The organism is Burkholderia sp. KL41 (assembly GCF_057005415.2).
This window is the reverse complement of the sequence record NZ_CM174447.1, coordinates 988,308-1,005,033: the sequence shown is the minus strand read 5'-3', so window position 1 is coordinate 1,005,033 and position 16,726 is coordinate 988,308. Positions and strand designations below refer to the sequence as shown.

Genomic DNA, 16,726 nt, shown 5'->3' with positions numbered 1-16,726 from the left:
TGCGCCATTGCGTCACCTGACGGCGGCGCGACAGTCGCCGTTCGAATCCGTTGAGGAGTCGTCCATGTTCGGCATTCGCTCCGCTCTCGCGCTGGCCGCCATCGGCCTCTCGTGGTCGGCCCATGCCGACGGCATCCAATGCGCACGTGCGACGACGCGCGCCGAGCACCTGATCTGCGCCGACGAGGCACTCATGTCGGCCGACAATGCATTGTCGAACGCCTACTTCGATGCAGTCGGCATCGCCGCCGATCAGCAGGCCGTGATCCGGTCGCAACGCGCATGGCTCACGCAGCGCAATGCCTGCGCCGACACAGCCTGCATCGCTACCGCATACCGCGACCGCACGACAGCGCTGAAGCAGGTGAAACACGCGGGCTGGAAAACCTATCGCGACCCGGCGCTCGGCATCTCGTTCGAATACCTCGCGAACCGGCAGGTGAAAAAGCCGTGCCCGGAAGGCGGCAACGACCATTGCGTCGCGATCGTCGGCCGCAACATGACCTATAGCAGCAGGTTCATCTCGTTCGAGATCGTCGACGGCGCGCTGGAGCCGGTCGCGGAAAAAGAAGCGGGATTCGTGAAGCAGGATGACGGCAAATGGGTGACGTCGTACGGCCCCGGCATCCCGCAGGAAGTCGAGCGCATCTCCGGTCCCGGCTGGCACGGCATGAGCGCGACGATCATGTGCCGCATCAGCGATCCGAAAACCGGCTTTTACTCGGCAGCCGGCAAATGCTACTGGGCCGTGCTGAGCAACGGCAAGCGCTCGGCCGTCGCGGGGACGCAGGGCTTCGTCGGCACCGACGACGCGACGCTGCACAGTGTGTTGACGTTCCGGTTCGATCGTTAGCGGCCGGAGCGTCACGGTGTCCGGCCTCCCGCATACGACTCGCCGGGCAGCGATGCGTCATCTCGATGACGCCCCGGCGGCATGTCGCCAACGTCGGCCATGATGAAATCACCTTTTCCGCCCCGATTCGCGACGGCCGCGGCACCCGCCGCGCCGCCCGGATCACCTTCGCACTAACGGGCGCCGTCGCGGCGCAACGGGAACGTCTGCGCACCGGCGTCGCGGCGCAACGTCACCTCCATGCCGGTCAGCCATCCTGACGATTTCAGGATCGGGCGCGCCACCGCATACAGCCGGTCGGCGCTGGCGCCGTACAGGTACAGATACCCGTCGTTGCCGTCGCGATGCAGCTCGGTCTCGCCCAGTTCGCCGGCCCCTGCCCGCTTCACCGCGCGATCCAGCCGTTGCTCGAGCGCATGAAGGCGCGCCGTGTCCTTCTCGTCGTAATCGAAGTGCACCATCACGACCGGACTCGGCGCCTTCGGCTGCACATCGGCGGCAGCGTGGCCGGCAAGCAGTGCCCAGCCGAGCAACGCGGAGAATCGAATGTGGTTCTGCATATCGGCAACGAGAGTCAAACGCCCGCACACGTGGCTGCACCGCCGCGCGCAACCTGCTGCCGGACTTGCGCCTGCGTACCGAGCGCAGCGGCAATCGCATCGACCGCCTCGGCCGCGCGCGCCGCGCCGCACATGAACGCGTCGACGGCCGCGAAGCGATGCTCGGGCCACGTATGGATCGTGATGTGCGATTCGGCGAGCAGCACGACACCCGTCACGCCGTGCTCGCCGCCGAAATGATGGAAATGCGCGCCGATCACGCGCGCGCCCGCCTGCCGCGCCGCTTCGGTGAGCAGCGTCTCGAGCCGTGCGGCGTCGCGCAGCAACGCCGCGTCGATGCCGGCCAGGTCGGCCAGCACGTGCGAGCCGAACGTCGCGCGCGGCGGCGCGATCCCGTCGCGCGCGGTCATTTGTGCGACCCGTACGACGAGTAGCCGCTGCGGGCCGACGAACTGCCCCAGCCCCCGCCGCCCGAACCGCTGCCGCCGATCGATGCGCAGCTGAACAGCGTGACGACGATCAGGCCGTAGACACCGTAGAGGATGTACCGGATCACGCGTTGCCTCCGTCCGACGCAAAACTCTTCCACAGCCATTCAGGCAGCCACAGCACCAGCAGGCCGACCAGCACGTAAACGGAGCGGCCGCTGAACGAGAACAGCGAGCCCATGTTCAGGATCACGAGCAGCGCGCTGAACACGAGCGGCAGCGGCGCGAAACTGTGCGGGCCTTTCCGGCCGAACAGGCCGGTCGACGCGGTAGCGCCCGTTGCCGCCGCAGCCGCGGCCGTCGCGAGCGCCGGCGTGCCGAAGCGTTCGGCAAGCGTGCTGCCCGACAGCGGCCGCGCGCGCGACCAGACGATCTCCGCGTCGCTGCGCTCGCGCGTCAGCTTGTCCTTCTGCCAGCCATAGTCGATGATCGACGTGCGATCGCCGACCTGCACGCGCCAGTTGAACGCGCCGACCACGTAGACGACCTCCGAGTCGTATTCCTCACGCAGGCGGTAGGTCTTGCCGCCGTCGGTCACGTCGGACTCGCTGCCGATCGTCGGCCACTGGTCGAGCACCTGCACACGCTCCCAGCGCCCTTCGCTCTGCACGAGCCACAGGAAACCGCGCTTCGGGTTCAGCAGCAGGTATTCGTCCCACGTCTCTTCGTCGCCCGGCACGCGGCAGCGCATCATCCCGATCACCGTGTACTTCACGCCGTCGAACGTGCCGATCGCGCCGAGTTCCAGCGCCCCCTTCACCGCTTCGAGCTTGCGCTGCGCCGCGAACACGGTCTGCTGCTCGGCCGTGCACTGCACGCCCGCATGGCAACTGCCGCACACCACGTAGTCGGCCACGTTCGGCGCATACGACAGCGGCGCGCCGCAGCTCGGGCACGCGAACGGCACCATCTCCGCACCGCGCTTCTCGCGCGTATCGTTGTCGGTATCGCGCAGCCCGGTGAACGCGAGCGCATCGAACTCCAGCGCTTCGCCCGTATAGACGGCCGGACTCCCGCCGTTCGAACCGGCGTCGGAATAGTCGTACGTCGCGAATGCGTTGCCGGTTCGCAGGTCGACGACGCGCGCCTCCCAGCCGGCATCGACGCGGAACGGCAGCTCGCCGTCGCCGCCCGTGCAGCGCGCGGTGCGCACGTCGGACACGAGAAACGCGCGGCCGCCGTGGTCGATCCGCATGCCCGGCTCCAGCGTGCCGAACGCGGGCCACGCGCCGCCGGACGCATCGTCGGGCTCGCGCACCGTCACCGCGTACTGGCCCGACGCATCCGACAGCCAGCCGAACGTGCCGTCGTCGAACACGACATACCACTCGCTCCACACGCCGGCGTCGTAGGTCATCTGGATGCGCCCGAGCACCGTGAACGTGCGCTTGCCGTAGCGCCCGGCCGTGCCGATCTGGATCGGCGACGCATCGTCGAGCACCGTGGCCAGTTCGCCGATCCGCTCGACGTCGGTCCCGCGCTTGAGCAGCGTGCTGCGGCAGAACGCGCAGACGGCCATCACCGCCGCCGCCGAGCGAAACTCGACCGGCGCGCCGCACTGGGGGCACGAGGTACTGAACATGCGCGACGCTTACCGGGTGAGCTTCGCGAGGATCTCGGCCTTCGCGCGCGAATATTCGTCTTCGGTCACGAGGCCCTTGTCGAACAGCGCCTTCAGCTGTTCGAGCCGCTGCACGTAGTCGGTGCCTTCCGCCGGCGCGGCCGCCACCGGCGCTGCAGCGGGCGCGGGCGGTGCGGCCGGCGCCGGTTGCGCGGCGCCCGCGATCTGTCCGGCCATCGCCTGCCCGATCGCCGCGCCCGCGGCGAGCCCCGCGCCGACGCCCGCGATGCCGCCCGGGTTCTGCGCGGCGAGCGGAATCGCCTGCGCGGTCTGGTATTGCGTGGCGCGTGCGAGATCGCCGGCCATCCCCGCGCCGATCCGCAGGTCGAGCGCCTTCTGCAGCTCGGCCGGCAGCGACACGCTCTCGACCGCGAACGCGTCGAGCGCGAGGCCGTAGCGCGTGAACACAGGCGCCAGCGCGTCGGCGACACGTTGCGACAACAGCGACTGGTTCGCGGCCATGTCGACGAACGGCACGTCGGCCGAACCGAACGTCGTGCTCATCGCGGTCACGACGAGGTTGCGCAGTTGCTGTTCGACCTCGTCGACCGTGTACTGCGCGCGCGTGCCGCTGACCTCGCGATAGAACGCGGCCGCGTCGACGATCCGGTACGAGTAGATGCCGAACGCGCGCACCTGCACGAAACCGAATTCACGGTCGCGGATCGTCACCGGCTGCGCGGTACCCCAGCGGCGGCCGAGCTGCAGCCGCGTGCTGAAGAAATAGACGTCCGACTTGAAAGGCGACTGAAAGAGTTTGTCCCAGTTCTTCAGGTACGTGAGCACCGGCAGCGTATTCGTTTCCAGCGTATAAAGCCCCGGCTGGAACACGTCGGCCACCTTGCCTTCGTTGACGAAGATCGCGACCTGCGTTTCGCGCACGGTCAGCTTGCCGCCGTACTGGATTTCCTGGTCTTCCATCGGATAGCGCCAGGCCAGCACGCCGTCGGTGTCTTCCGTCCATTGCAGGACGTCGATGAATTGCTTGCGGATAAACGATCCCAGACTCATGTCGGTCTCCTCGAAACGCGTGGCGCGTCAGGTCAGGCAGGCGGCATTGATGATGCCGACGACGAGCGACGCGGTGCCCATCAGGCCGCCCATTGCGACGTTGCGATCCTCGATCGCATGATTCATGCCGGGCATCAGGCGCGTCAGCGCCGCATAGGTGATCAGTTGCACGACCATCGCGCCGACGGCCCAGATCACGACTTCGCCGAGTGTGGAATTGTGCGCGATGCTGGACGCGAGCGTCAGGCAGAAGCCGATCAGCGCACCGCCGAACGACAGCGTCGCGGCCGCGTTGCCGTCGCGGATCAGCGCCAGTTCGTCGAACGGGGTGACCTTCAGGTACACTGCCGCGAACACAAGAAGCAGCACGAACGCCGACAGTAAATGAACCGCATAGAGATAGGCACTATTCATTCTTTCCCTCGGATTTTGTGCTCGGTTCGCCGCCCCGTCGCCGGCCGGCCCCCGCAGGGCCGGCGGACAAAATTCCGCGCCAGTATATCCACATTGCCGAACACTGCACAACGGATGCGCCATGCTGCATAAGCGTGCGCTCGTCCTGTCGATTCTCGTGCTCGCGTCGTGCGGGCTCGGCTACGAACTGATCAGCAGCGCACTGTCGAGCTACCTGCTCGGCGATTCGATCCTGCAGTTCTCGTCGGTGATCGGCAGCTACCTGTTCGCGATGGGGATCGGCTCCTGGCTCGCGAAGTTCGTCGAGGACGACGACGTGCTCGACCGCTTCGTCGATATCGAGCTGCTGGTCGGCCTGCTCGGCGGCGTGTCGGCCGCGCTGCTGTTCGCGGTATTCGCCTGGCTCGCCGCGCCGTTCCGCGCGGCGCTTTACGCACTGGTGCTCGCGCTCGGCCTGCTGATCGGGATGGAGATCCCGCTCGTGATGCGCGCGTTCCAGCAGCGTCGCCAGGCATTCCGCCATACCGTCAGCGAAGTGCTGACCTTCGACTATCTCGGCTCGCTCGCCGTGTCGCTGATCTTCCCGCTCGTGCTCGCGCCGCGCCTGGGCCTGCTGCGCACCAGCTTCCTGTTCGGGCTCCTGAACGCCTTCGTCGCGCTGTGGACGACGCACCTGTTCCGCGACGAGATCCGCAACGTGCGCGGCAAGCTGATGCGCGCGTCGCTCGTGATCGGGCTGCTCGTCGCCGGCTTCGTGCTGTCCGACCGCATCACGCACTGGGCCGAACACGGCGTGTACGGCGACGAGACGATCTATTCGGAAACGACACCGTACCAGCGCATCGTGCTCACGCAGTGGCACGACGACATGCGGCTGTACCTGAACGGCAACCTGCAGTTCTCGTCGCGCGACGAGCATCGTTATCACGAGGCGCTGATCCACCCGACGATCGAGGCACTGCCGTGGGCGAAGCGCGTGCTCGTGCTCGGCGGCGGCGACGGGCTCGCGGTGCGTGAACTGCTGAAGCACCGCAACCTCGAACAGATCACGCTCGTCGATCTCGACCCCGCGATGACGAAGCTGTTCTCGACGTCCGCCCCGCTCGTCAAGCTGAACCAGGGCTCGCTGAAGGACCCGCGCGTGCACGTGATCAACGACGACGCGATACGCTGGCTCGAATCGAACGCCGACGTGTACGACGCGATCGTGGTCGACTTCCCCGACCCGACCAACTTCGGGCTCGGCCGGCTGTATTCGGTGCCCGTGTTCCGGCTGCTCGCGCGCCACCTGTCGGAGAACGGCTATGCGGTGATCCAGTCGACGTCGCCGTATTTCGCGCCGCACGCGTACTGGACCATCATCGCGACGCTGCACGAAGCGGGGCTCAACACGTGGCCGTACCACTGCTACGTGCCGTCGTTCGGCGACTGGGGCTTCGTGATCGCCGGCAAACGCCGCGATTTCACGGTCCCGACGCACTACTCGGTGCCCACCCGCTGGCTCGACGCGCAGACGGCCGCCGAGATGTTCCACTTCCCGGCCGACATGCCGGCGCTGCCGATGTCGCCGAACGAACTCAACGACCAGCCGCTCGTGCGCCGCTTCGACGACGACTGGAAGCACGTGCTGCGCTGATGGACCGCCGCACGTTCCTCGTCGCGTCGGCCGCCGCATCGCTCGCCGCCTGCGGGCGCACCGGCTGGATCGAGACGACGCCGCAGGTCGGCTACCCCGGCATGCGGGAAGGCCACGCGCTGCGCGACCATGCGACGCTGCCGCCGCCTTCCGGCACGATCGAAACCGACGTCGCGATCCTCGGCGCGGGTGCCGCCGGGCTGTCGTGCGCATGGCAGCTCGCGCGCGCAGGGCACACGCGCTTCACGGTGCTCGCGGGCCCCGAATTCGGCGGCAATGCCGCCGGCGGCCGCTTCGGCGATCTCGCTTATCCAAAGGGCGCGCACTACCTGCCGCTGCCGTCGCTCGAATCCGCGCACCTGCGCGACATGCTCGCCGATCTCGGCGTGATCGAATCCGTGCCGTTCTCCGCACGCCCCGTGTACGACGAACGCGCGCTCGTGCATGCGCCCGACGAACGGCTCTTCATCGCCGGCCAGTGGCAGGACGGCATCGTGCCGACCGCCGGACTCGGCGCAGACGAACTCGCGCAACAGGCGAAGTTCTTTGCCTACACCGACGGGCTGCGCACCGCGCGCGGCGCCGATGGCCGCAAGGTGTTCTGCATCCCGATCGCCGAATCGTCGCGCGACCCGCGCTGGCGTGCGCTGGACCGGCGCTCGTTCCGCCAGTGGCTGCTCGACGAAGGCTACACGGCAAAGGCGCTGCACTGGTACCTGAACTACTGCTGCCGCGACGACTATGGCGCCGGGTACGAGCGCGTGTCCGCGTGGGCCGGCCTGCACTACTTCTCGTCGCGCGGCGGGCACGCGGGCGATGCGAGCGACGGCGCGGTGCTGACCTGGCCCGACGGGCTGCACACGATGGTGACGAAGCTGAGCGATTCGATCACCGCGCGCACCGGCTCCGGCGCGTGGTCGCGCGACGGCTTCGCGGTGCGCGCGACCGAACGCGCGGGCGGCGTCGACGTGCTGTGCGCGCGCGTCGGCAACGACGGTGCGCTGTCGACGTTCATGCTGAAGGCACGGCGCGTCGTGAGCGCGATGCCGCTGTTCGTCGCGGCGCACGTGTTTCCGCAGCTCGACGCATACGGCTTCGACCCCGCGCGCGACCTGCCGCCGCGCGCGCCGTGGCTCGTGTCCAACTTCCTGCTCGACGGCATGCCGGCCGAGGAAGCGGGCGTGCCGCTCGCGTGGGACAACGTCGTCTACGACGGCGCGGCGCTCGGTTATGTCGTGTCGACGCACCAGCTGATCCGGATGTCGCCGCCGACGCGTTCGGTGTTCTCCGCCTATCAGGCGTTGAGTACGCAAACGCCGGACGACACGCGCCGCTGGCTTGCCCAGGCCAAGCCGGATGCGTTGCGCGAACAGGCGGCGATCGACCTGCAGGCCGTCTACGGACGCGAACTCTGGAAGCACGCGACGGCGCTCGAGATCACCGTGCGCGGCCATGCGATGGCGACACCCGACGTCGGCTTCCTGAGCCGGCCGGGGCTGCTCGCGCTGCGCGAGGCCGACGGCCCCGTCGTGTTCGCGCATGCGGACCTGTCGGGGCTGTCGCTGTTCGAGGAAGCGTCGTACTGGGGCATGCTCGCCGCCCGGCGCGTGCTGGCCTGACCGCCGTCATCCGTCATTGCGGCGCCGCCGCCAGCCGCTATAATCGCGCGACATTCCGACTGCATTGAGCAGGCCGACGGTGCCGCGCCGTCCGACGCGCCGTATGCCCTCCTCGACAACAACAATGACGAACCGAACCATCCGACGCCTTCGCCCGTTCGTGCGCGCCGCCGCGCGCGTCCTCGCCTGCACTGCGCTGCTCGGCGCGCCGCCGGCGCTGCATGCGGCCGACACCGCGGCCACCGCCGGCACCGCGCCCGCCTCCGGGCGCTACATCGTCGTCGACACCGGCCATACGCCCGCTCACCCGGGCTCCACCGGCGCGAGCGGCCGCGTCGAATACCTGTACAACCTCGATCTGTCCGCGGCGGTCGCCGAAAAACTCGCCGCGCATGGCGACCGCGTGCTGCGCACGTCGGCCGACGGCCGCGAGATCTCGCTCGACCAGCGCTCGACCCAGGCGCCCGACGCGAACCTGTTCGTGTCGATCCATCACGACTCGATGCAGCAGCAGTTCATCGACGCCGGCCGGCAGCGCGAATTCCGCGGCTTCTCGGTGTTCGTGTCGGAACGCAATCCGCACTATGCGGAAAGCCTGCGTTGCGCGAAGGCGATCGCCGGGCGGCTGGTCGCGGCCGGCGAACGGCCGTCGCTGTATCACGCGCAGCCGATCCGCGGCGAGAACCGCCCGCTGATCGACCCGGCACTCGGCATTCACCGCTTCGACGATCTCGTCGTGCTGCGCACCGCGCCGATTCCGGCGGTGCTCGTCGAGGCCGGCGTGATCGTCAACCCGGACGAGGAAGCACGGCTTGCGCGTCGCGAGACGATCCAGAAGCTGTCCGCCGCGATCGCGGGCGGGATCGACGCGTGCACCGCGCCGCAATAAACGATGAAATCGCCCATCGGGCCCAACGGTTTTCACCCAGTCAGGAGCATCACCATGAAAAAGAAGAATCTGCTCGCATCCTGCGCACTGCTCGCGCTTGCCGTTCCGTTCGCCGCGCACGCGGCCGGCTGCGGAAAGCCGCGCAGCGCGTTCGACCAGGTGTACTGCACCAGCACGCAGTTCTCTCAGTCCGATCGCGATCTGAACGACGAATACGGCCGCCTGCGCAAGCAACTGAGCGGCGACCAGCAGGCCGCGCTGAAGGCCGGCCAGCTCGCATGGCTGAAGCAACGCGATGCGCAGTGCAGCGAAACGCGCAACAACAGCTACCTCGTGGATATCCAGTGCGCGAACGACATGACGCAGTCGCGGCTGTCGTTCCTGCGCGAGCGTGAGCGCGAGTGCTCGAGCACGGGTTGCGTGACGTCCAGGCTCGGCGAGTAAGCTCGCCGGACGCGGTGTGCCGCCGTGCAGGTCGCGGCACGCCGCCTTCGAAAGACACGACGATGCGGCATGAATTCTCCGAAGTCCTCAACGACCTGATCGACTGTTTCCTCGTCGGCGATCTTCTGCTGCTGAAGCGCTACAAGGAAACCCATCGGCTGCCGGACAACGTCGCGTCCGCGTTCACGACCGGCGACAGCGGCGACAACGCCGTGCTCGAAGGCGTCGTCATTCCGCTGGCCGGTATCGAGAACCATCCGTATACGGTCATCTTCACGCTGGACGACGACACGCCCGAACTGCTGAAGGCCGGAAGCCGCCTGCAGCATCGGCGCGGCGGTTACGTGCTGCGCGTCGAACACCGTTCGGTGATGCTTTACACATGGCGCATTCTCGAACGCTTCAACGACGAATCGGTGAACGCGCTGCTTGCGCGTTATCGCGAACCGGGCCGGCCCGTGATCGACCTCGACAACGGCTGGTACGACGTCGAAGTCCTCGGTGGCGAAGTGCCGCGCAACGGCTGGTTCGAACCCGCGTTCGAGTTCGTGCTGAAGCGAACCGATACGCCGGGCGACGCGTCGCAAGTGGACCTCGGCTACCGTTTCGCGATCGACGGCAGCCTGGATCCGGCGGAATGAATCCCGCGCGCGGCAACGCGGCAAACGGCACACGATCTGACGAGGCACGCATGACACCGAACACGACGGCAATCGACATCCGCACGGCCACCTCCGCCGACGCGCCGGCCATCGCCGACATCCACGTCGCATCGTGGCGAGCGACCTACACGGACATCATGCCGGCGGCGTTCCTCGCCGGCCTGTCGGTCGACAAGCGCACGGCCTCGTGGCGCGGTGCGTTCGACGCCGGGCGGCCGCACGTCGCACTCGCGGTCCCGGTCGCGGACAACACGCCGGCAGGCTGGATCGCCTACGGTCCGACACGCGACACCGACAAGGATCGTGCGTGGGGAGAAATCGAAGCGATCTATCTGCACCCGTCGTATTGCGGCCGGGGGATCGGCGCGGCGCTGGTCGACCATGCATGCCGGTCGTTGCACGACCTGGGCCATGCGTGGGTATCGCTGTGGGTCTTGCTCAAGAACCGTCGGGCCAGGGCGTTCTACGAACGCGAAGGCTTCGTCGCCGAGGACGACATCAAGACGTTCGAGATCGACGGGAGTCCTATCGAAGAGGTGCGCTATTGGCGCGCGTTACCGAAGCGATCGCGTTGACGGTTTCGCCTCCTCCACCGCCAGCCGCTCCTGCATCATCCGCAGCAACTCGCGGATCTTCGCGTTGACCGAATTCCGGCTCGCATAAGCGGCATGCAGCTCCAGCGGCGCAGGCGTCATCTCCAGCGGCACGCGCACCAGCCGCCCCTCGGCCAACTCGACCGCGCACATGCGCTCGACGAGAATCGCAAAACCGATCCCGCTCACCGCAGCCAGCCCTGCCATCTCGCCGCTATTGACGCGATACCGGCTCGCCACCGGAATCTTGTGAATCCGCCCTTCACCGTCGGCAAATTGCCACGGCTGCCCTTTCAGCGTGCTCAACGTCGTGATGCACGGCAGTTGCGTGAGCTGTTCCGTCCGGGTCGGCAAGCCAACTCGCGCGACGAGCGACGGCGCGGCCACGACGACGCTCGGCAAACTCACGAGCGGCCTGACGACGAATGCGCTGTCGTCCAGCTTCCCGCGATTGACGATGATCGACAGGTCGATATCGTCGCGCAGCGTCGACACGCCGGCGAGGCTCGTGTCGCAGTCGATTTCGACGCGCGGGTGGCGGCTCGCGAATTCCGCGACGATCGGCCCGAGCATGCGCGGCCCGATTTCGCCGGGCACGCAGAGCTTCAGCACGCCGCGCAGCTCCGTCTGCTGCGACGTCAGTTCGGATTCGGCCTGCGTCAGCGCATCGAGCATCGGTCGCGCGCGCTCGTGCAGCAAACGCCCGGCCTCGGTCATGCGCAGGTGCCGCGTGCTGCGCTCGAGCAGGCGCACGCCGAGCCTCGACTCCAGTTGCGCCACATGACGGCTCACGTTGGAACCCGGCATCGCGAGCACGCGCGCGGCGCCGGCAAAACTGCCTTCGTCGACGACCGACACGAACACACGCACCGCATTCAGATCCAGCTTGCTCCGCATCATTAGCCCATTTCAGATATCAAAGCGTGCCGATTTTCACGGCTTATCCCGCCCGAGACCATAATTTACGATGCTCATCCCGTCAACGCGACGCCGACGCACGAACCGCGGCCCGGCGAGCGCTCGCACGACACAAGGAAGGAACAAGATGGAAATCGCCATTCTGGGCGCCGGTGTTGCCGGCATGAGCACCGCACTCGCACTCGCCGGGCGCGGCCACCGGATCCGGTTGTACGAACGCCGGCCATCGGAATCGACGATGGGCGCGGGCGTCGTGCTGTGGCCGAATGCCGGCTTCGTGCTCGAGCAACTCGGCCTGCTGCCGGACATCGTCGAGGTTGGCGGCCACCTGCATGCGATGCGACGCATCGACCGGCACGGCACCGCGCTCAAGGCTACCGATATCCGCGAACTCGACCGCCGCATGGGTTTCCCGACGTATTCGATCCTGCGGCGCGACCTGCAGGCCGTGCTGGCACGGCACCTCGCCGCGCGCGGCATCGACGTCCGCTTCGGCCACGGGGCGACGGCCATCGAAACCGGAACGGACGGCCGCGCCATCGTTCACTTTGACGACGGAACGACGATCGCCCCCGATCTCGTGATCGGCGCGGACGGCCGCATGAATTCCGTCGCGCGACACTACGTGGTCGGTCACAACGCGCCCGTCTACCAGGGATTCGTCAACTGGATCGGTATTGCACAAAGTGATGTGCCGCTGGTCGACGAGGTGTCGGTATTCGACTACTGGGGCGTGCGCGAGCGCTTCGGCATCGTCGCGCTCGACCGGCATCGGATGTATTGGGCGGCGGCATGGCCCGAAACCAATCCGGGTGACGCGATGGAAAGCGATCCGGGCGCGATGCTGGAACGGCGCTTCGCGACCTGGCCGGCACCGGTCGCGGACGTGATACGTGCGACACCGTCGGACACGATCACGAAGATCCACGTGCACGATCTCGATCCGGTCGACGTGTGGCACCGCGGCAACGTGCTGATGATCGGCGATGCCGCTCACGCCCCGCTACCGACGTCCGGACAAGGCGCTTGCCAGGCACTCGAGGACGCGTGGCATCTTGCCCGTTGTCTCGACGAGCACGGAGCAGGCAACGACAGCGACCTCGATGCGGCGCTCTCGTCTTTCACGCTGCGGCGCCGCCCGAAAACAGCGGCGATCACCGAGCGTGCACGCGATTTCGCGCACCTGCTGTTCGGCGACGGTGTGAACGAAAGCGCTCGACAACAGATCGACCCGCTCGCGGAAATCGAGGCCCTGACAAACGCGTGGGGCGCGCACCTGCCGATGGCGCAGGCGCGCTGACGATAAGACGCGCGCGCGGCAGCGTCCGCTCACAAGAACCACCGATACTCCCGCGCGCCGATTTCATTGCGAAAATCCAGCTCCTCCTGCCGCTTGTTCTCGCAATACACCATCACGAACTCGCTGCCGAGCCCTTCGCGCACGGCCGGATGATCCTGCATCGCCGCGACGGCCGACAGCATCTCCTTCGGGAAATCGATCCCGCTGCCGCGATCCTCGTTGAGCGGCGCGATCGGCTCGATCCGTGCATCGAGCCCATGCTCCATCCCCGTGAGAATCGCGGCGAGCACCAGATACGGGTTCGCGTCCGCGCTCGCGAGCCGGTGCTCGATCCGCAGGTTGCGCGCATCCGACTCGGGAATCCGGATGCACGCATCGCGATCCTCGAAGCCCCAGCTTGCGCGGCTCGCCGCATTCACCATCGATCCGTAGCGCCGGAACGCGTTGTGATTCGGCGCGAACACGGGCATGCAGTGCGGCAGCACCGCGAGGCATCCGGCCACCGCGTGCCGCAGCGGCTGCTGCCCGTCCGCCGCGAGCAGGTTGCGCCCCGCATCGTCGTAGAGGCTCACGTGCACGTGCATCCCGCTGCCCGGCGCATGCAGGTACGGCTTGCCCATGAAGCTCGCGCGATAGCCGTGCTGCAACGCGACGCCGCGCGTGCTGCGGCAGAACAGTGCCGACCAGTCGGCCGCGCGCAACGCATCGTCGGTGTGGCCGAAATTGATCTCGAACTGGCCGGGACCAAGCTCGGCCGTGATCACCGTCGCGTCGACGCCCTGCTCGCACGCGGCCTCGACCATCTCGTGCAGCACGTCGGAGAAGCGCGACAGGCGCTCGATATGCATGTTCGGCTGATCGTCGCGATCGTCGCTCAGGCGGTCGCGCGGATATTGCGGCATCCCTTCCGCGAGCTGCGCGGCGAACAGGTAGAACTCGAGCTCGAACGCGACGACCGGCCGGATGCCGCGCGCCGCGAAACGCCGCAGCACGCGCGCGAGCACCTCGCGCGGCTCGAACTCGATCGGCGAATCGGTGCCGTCGGAGCTGATCAGCATCTGCGCGAGCGGCTGCCGCTCCCAGCGCACGGGCTTCAACGTGCCGGGAATCAGCCGGCGCGGCGCGTCCGGGTCGCCGTCGTTGAAGCAGTAGTCGCCGATCTTGTAGAGGCCGCCCTGTGTGCCGAGCAGCACGCAATTCTGCGGCAGCTTCAGCAACGAGCCCGACGCGACCTTTTCGAGCGCGTCGATCGGGTAGCGCTTGCCGTAGAAATGCCCGGGCAGGTCGAGGCAGATCAGGTCGACATAACGGATCTCGGGGTGCGCCTGCCGGAATGCGCGGACTTCACCGACCAGCGCGGGAACGACGTCAGCCATGTCTCATCCTTTCCATGTCTTGTATGGCGGTGCCGCAGCGCGGCGAACCGGATTCACGCGCATGCATCACGTCGCATGCATCATGTCGATCAGTACTGCAAACAGGCTGCTTGGCGGGGCGGCCCGTCATGCCGCCCGCCCCGCCGACCACTCAGGTGAATACCCAGATCATGCGCGTCGGCGCGTCGGTCAGGTTGGCATAACGGAAGCGCTTGTGCGCGGGAAGCTGGAATGCGTCGTTCGGGCCGAGCGTGACGGGTGTGTCGTCGCCGTCGATCCAGATCGTCAGTTCTCCTTCGAGCACGAAACCGCCCTGCTCGTCGCTGTCGTCGACGGGCCGCTCGCCGCTGCTCGCGCCCGGCGCGAGATGGCTTTCGAGGATCGAGAAGCGCGAGCGCATGTTCGGCGACACGAGGATGTCGGTAATGCCGGCCGCGTAATACACGGTGCGCCGCTCGTCGGGCCGCGTGACCCACGGCACGCTGCGCGGCTTGCTCAGGCTGTAGAAATAGGTGGTCGGCACGCCGAGCGCCTCGCCGATCGCGGTGAGATCCGCGACCGTCGGGCGCGACAGCCCGCGCTCGACCTGCGACAGAAAGCCGACCGAGCGGCCGATCCGTTCCGCGAGATCGTTGAGCGTGACCTTGCGATGCTTGCGCAGGTCGCGGATCAGGATCGCCAGGCTTTCTATCTCTTCCTGTTCGTTCATGGTGGGTTCCGGTGCAGTCAAACGGTATCGCGCAGACGGTACCAGGCCTTGCCGACCGCTTCCAGCGGCGCGGCGAGCCGGTCGCCGCCGGGGAAGCGCGGGTTGCGGATGCGCTGGTACTGCGCAAGCAGGCGTTCGTCGCCGAGCACGGCGTCGGCCACCGCGCGCGCGCCCGCGAGCGTCGGCAGCACGCCGTGCCCCGAAAAGCCTTGCAGCCAGAAACGCTGCCCGAGGCGGCCGATGTCCGGCGTGCGGCGCATGCTGATGTCGATATGGCCGCCCCACGCGTAATCGAGCGGCACGCCGGCCAGTTGCGGAAACACGCGCTCGAGGTGCGGGCGCGTGGCCGCCGCGATATCGGCCGGAATGCCGCCGAGATACGTGCAGCCGCCGCCGAACAGCAGCCGGTTGTCGGGGCTCAGCCGGAAATAGTCGGGCACGAACTGGTTGTCGATCACGCAGCTGTTCCGCGGCAGCAGCGAACGCGCGACGTCGGGCGCGAGCGGCGCGGTCGCGACCTGGTACGTGCCGACCGGCAGCAGCCGGCGCGCGAGGTCGCGATCGAGCCGGTCGACATACGCGTTGCAGGCCAGCACGAGGACGTCCGCGCGTACTTCACCGCGCGCCGTGCGGGCCACGTGCCCCCCGGCCGTTTCGCGGCAGTCGAGCACGCGGCTCTGCTCGAAGATGTGGCCGCCCGCGCGCTCGATCGTCCGGGCGAGGCCGAGCGCGAGCTTCAGCGGGTTCAGGTGGCCGGCCTCGGGATCGTAGAGCGCCGCGAGATAGCGCGTGCCGCCGATCCATTCGGGCATGTCGGCCCGCTCGATCACGCGCAGCCGGTCGTAGCCCCAGCGCTCGGCCGCTTCGTCGCGGGCCTGCGCGAGCATCGCGACGCGGCGCGGCCGCACCGCCGCCCACAGGCTGCCGGGCCGATAGTCGATGTCGAAACCATGCCGCCCGGGCAGTTCCCGCACCTCGGTCGCGGCCCAGCGCATGCTGTCCCACAGCAGGCGCGCGCCGTCGCGGCCGAGCGAATCCTCGAGCGGCTGCATGTCGCACGACCAGCCGAGCAGCGCCTGTCCGCCGTTGCGGCCCGACGCGGCCCACGCGACGCGGCTCGCTTCGAGCATGACGACCCGCTTGCCGGCGAGCGCAAGGCGCAGCGCCGTATGCAGCCCGCTGAACCCCGCGCCGACGACGAGCACGTCGGCGTCGATGCGCTCGTCCAGTTCCGGACGATGCGGGATCGGCTCCGGATACGTACCGGCGTAGTAGCTTGCGACGTGACGGTCGGACTGCACGAACATGCGGACTCCCGTGAAATTCTTGCCGAGAAATTTCATGAAAAACTAGCATGACAATTTCACGGGAGCAAGCGGGCGGGATGTCAGATGCGTTCAACTTGGAATTTTTTCGTTCAAATCGGAACTTGCAAGGGCCCACGCCGGCCGCGAACGCCTGCGAATATTCCTCAATGAAACAATAGCTTGAAGAGGTCGCCACACGCCCTCAGCGCTACAACGCGATCAACCACCGACCGATGCACCGGCTGCTGCGCGCTGAAGTCGCGTGTGGGCGACTGTTGACTGCATCAAGCCGGCATCTCCTTGCTCCAGCGCCCGCTCTTGCAATT

The 16,726-nt window shown here is 67.6% G+C and carries 18 protein-coding genes; 8 read left to right on the top strand and 10 right to left on the bottom strand.

All coding sequences use genetic code 11. The annotated features are described in order from the left end of the window. Positions 1 to 64 precede the first annotated feature (64 nt). Positions 65 to 853: a lysozyme inhibitor LprI family protein gene (locus tag PQB87_RS22045; RefSeq protein ID WP_489243798.1), complete on the top strand. Its 789-nt coding sequence runs from the start codon at positions 65 to 67 to the stop codon at positions 851 to 853. Between the two features lie 173 nt (positions 854 to 1,026). Here the strand turns inward: PQB87_RS22045 and PQB87_RS22040 are convergent, their stop codons facing one another. Genes PQB87_RS22040 through PQB87_RS22015 form a run of 6 tightly spaced genes read right to left on the bottom strand, consistent with a single transcriptional unit; the run spans position 1,027 to position 4,947 of the window. Next, on the bottom strand, positions 1,027 to 1,413 hold the full coding sequence (locus PQB87_RS22040; RefSeq protein ID WP_059587004.1) for a hypothetical protein: 387 nt from the start codon (positions 1,411 to 1,413) through the stop codon (positions 1,027 to 1,029). A gap of 14 nt (positions 1,414 to 1,427) precedes the next feature. Next, positions 1,428 to 1,823, bottom strand: a complete 396-nt coding sequence (speD, locus tag PQB87_RS22035) for an adenosylmethionine decarboxylase (RefSeq protein ID WP_059485463.1) — start codon at positions 1,821 to 1,823, stop codon at positions 1,428 to 1,430. After that, positions 1,820 to 1,969, bottom strand: a complete 150-nt coding sequence (locus PQB87_RS22030; RefSeq protein WP_153489189.1) for a hypothetical protein — start codon at positions 1,967 to 1,969, stop codon at positions 1,820 to 1,822. The genes speD and PQB87_RS22030 overlap by 4 nt, the downstream gene beginning before the upstream one ends. Further along, positions 1,966 to 3,483, bottom strand: coding sequence for a DUF4178 domain-containing protein (locus PQB87_RS22025; protein ID WP_301863297.1), 1,518 nt, complete (start codon positions 3,481 to 3,483; stop codon positions 1,966 to 1,968). Before PQB87_RS22025 ends, PQB87_RS22030 begins: the two co-directional genes overlap by 4 nt. 9 nt (positions 3,484 to 3,492) lie before the next feature. Next, positions 3,493 to 4,533: an SPFH domain-containing protein gene (locus PQB87_RS22020; RefSeq protein ID WP_059686735.1), complete on the bottom strand. Its 1,041-nt coding sequence runs from the start codon at positions 4,531 to 4,533 to the stop codon at positions 3,493 to 3,495. A gap of 27 nt (positions 4,534 to 4,560) precedes the next feature. Further along, entirely contained in the window at positions 4,561 to 4,947 is a 387-nt protein-coding gene (locus tag PQB87_RS22015) for a DUF350 domain-containing protein (protein ID WP_021163477.1), read from the bottom strand. A 121-nt stretch (positions 4,948 to 5,068) separates the two neighbouring features. Here PQB87_RS22015 and PQB87_RS22010 point away from each other — a divergent pair, with 121 nt between their 5' ends. The 6 genes from PQB87_RS22010 (at position 5,069) to PQB87_RS21985 (ending at position 10,772) form a co-directional block, all read left to right on the top strand. After that, the gene (locus PQB87_RS22010; RefSeq protein ID WP_059812807.1) at positions 5,069 to 6,583 is read left to right on the top strand and encodes a polyamine aminopropyltransferase; all 1,515 of its coding nucleotides are present in this window, start codon (positions 5,069 to 5,071) and stop codon (positions 6,581 to 6,583) included. Continuing rightward, on the top strand, positions 6,583 to 8,202 hold the full coding sequence (locus PQB87_RS22005) for an FAD-dependent oxidoreductase (protein ID WP_301863296.1): 1,620 nt from the start codon (positions 6,583 to 6,585) through the stop codon (positions 8,200 to 8,202). Before PQB87_RS22010 ends, PQB87_RS22005 begins: the two co-directional genes overlap by 1 nt. Before the next feature lie 124 nt (positions 8,203 to 8,326). Continuing rightward, positions 8,327 to 9,091, top strand: a complete 765-nt coding sequence (locus PQB87_RS22000) for an N-acetylmuramoyl-L-alanine amidase family protein (RefSeq protein ID WP_059686740.1) — start codon at positions 8,327 to 8,329, stop codon at positions 9,089 to 9,091. A 54-nt stretch (positions 9,092 to 9,145) separates the two neighbouring features. Continuing rightward, on the top strand, positions 9,146 to 9,535 hold the full coding sequence (locus tag PQB87_RS21995) for a lysozyme inhibitor LprI family protein (protein WP_021163471.1): 390 nt from the start codon (positions 9,146 to 9,148) through the stop codon (positions 9,533 to 9,535). Between the two features lie 62 nt (positions 9,536 to 9,597). Next, a complete protein-coding gene (locus PQB87_RS21990) occupies positions 9,598 to 10,176 on the top strand; it encodes a hypothetical protein (protein ID WP_060156274.1) in 579 nt (192 codons plus the stop codon). Between the two features lie 50 nt (positions 10,177 to 10,226). Beyond that, positions 10,227 to 10,772 carry a GNAT family N-acetyltransferase gene (locus tag PQB87_RS21985; RefSeq protein ID WP_489243794.1) on the top strand — a complete coding sequence of 182 codons (546 nt, stop codon included), beginning with the start codon at positions 10,227 to 10,229 and terminating at the stop codon, positions 10,770 to 10,772. Here the strand turns inward: PQB87_RS21985 and PQB87_RS21980 are convergent. After that, positions 10,752 to 11,687: a LysR family transcriptional regulator gene (locus PQB87_RS21980; RefSeq protein WP_059687023.1), complete on the bottom strand. Its 936-nt coding sequence runs from the start codon at positions 11,685 to 11,687 to the stop codon at positions 10,752 to 10,754. The genes PQB87_RS21985 and PQB87_RS21980 overlap by 21 nt on opposite strands. A gap of 148 nt (positions 11,688 to 11,835) precedes the next feature. Between PQB87_RS21980 and PQB87_RS21975 the strand changes: the two genes are divergently transcribed. Next, on the top strand, positions 11,836 to 13,008 hold the full coding sequence (locus tag PQB87_RS21975) for an FAD-dependent oxidoreductase (protein ID WP_489243792.1): 1,173 nt from the start codon (positions 11,836 to 11,838) through the stop codon (positions 13,006 to 13,008). Positions 13,009 to 13,037: 29 nt separating this feature from the next. On the opposite strand, the gene PQB87_RS21970 is transcribed toward PQB87_RS21975, so the two are convergent. From PQB87_RS21970 to PQB87_RS21960, 3 genes are all read right to left on the bottom strand, one after another. Beyond that, positions 13,038 to 14,384, bottom strand: coding sequence for a glutamine synthetase family protein (locus PQB87_RS21970; protein WP_069254829.1), 1,347 nt, complete (start codon positions 14,382 to 14,384; stop codon positions 13,038 to 13,040). A 151-nt stretch (positions 14,385 to 14,535) separates the two neighbouring features. Further along, positions 14,536 to 15,093, bottom strand: a complete 558-nt coding sequence (locus PQB87_RS21965; protein WP_153489179.1) for a helix-turn-helix domain-containing protein — start codon at positions 15,091 to 15,093, stop codon at positions 14,536 to 14,538. A gap of 17 nt (positions 15,094 to 15,110) precedes the next feature. Beyond that, on the bottom strand, positions 15,111 to 16,400 hold the full coding sequence (locus PQB87_RS21960) for an NAD(P)/FAD-dependent oxidoreductase (RefSeq protein ID WP_301863292.1): 1,290 nt from the start codon (positions 16,398 to 16,400) through the stop codon (positions 15,111 to 15,113). Positions 16,401 to 16,726: the final 326 nt, after the last annotated feature.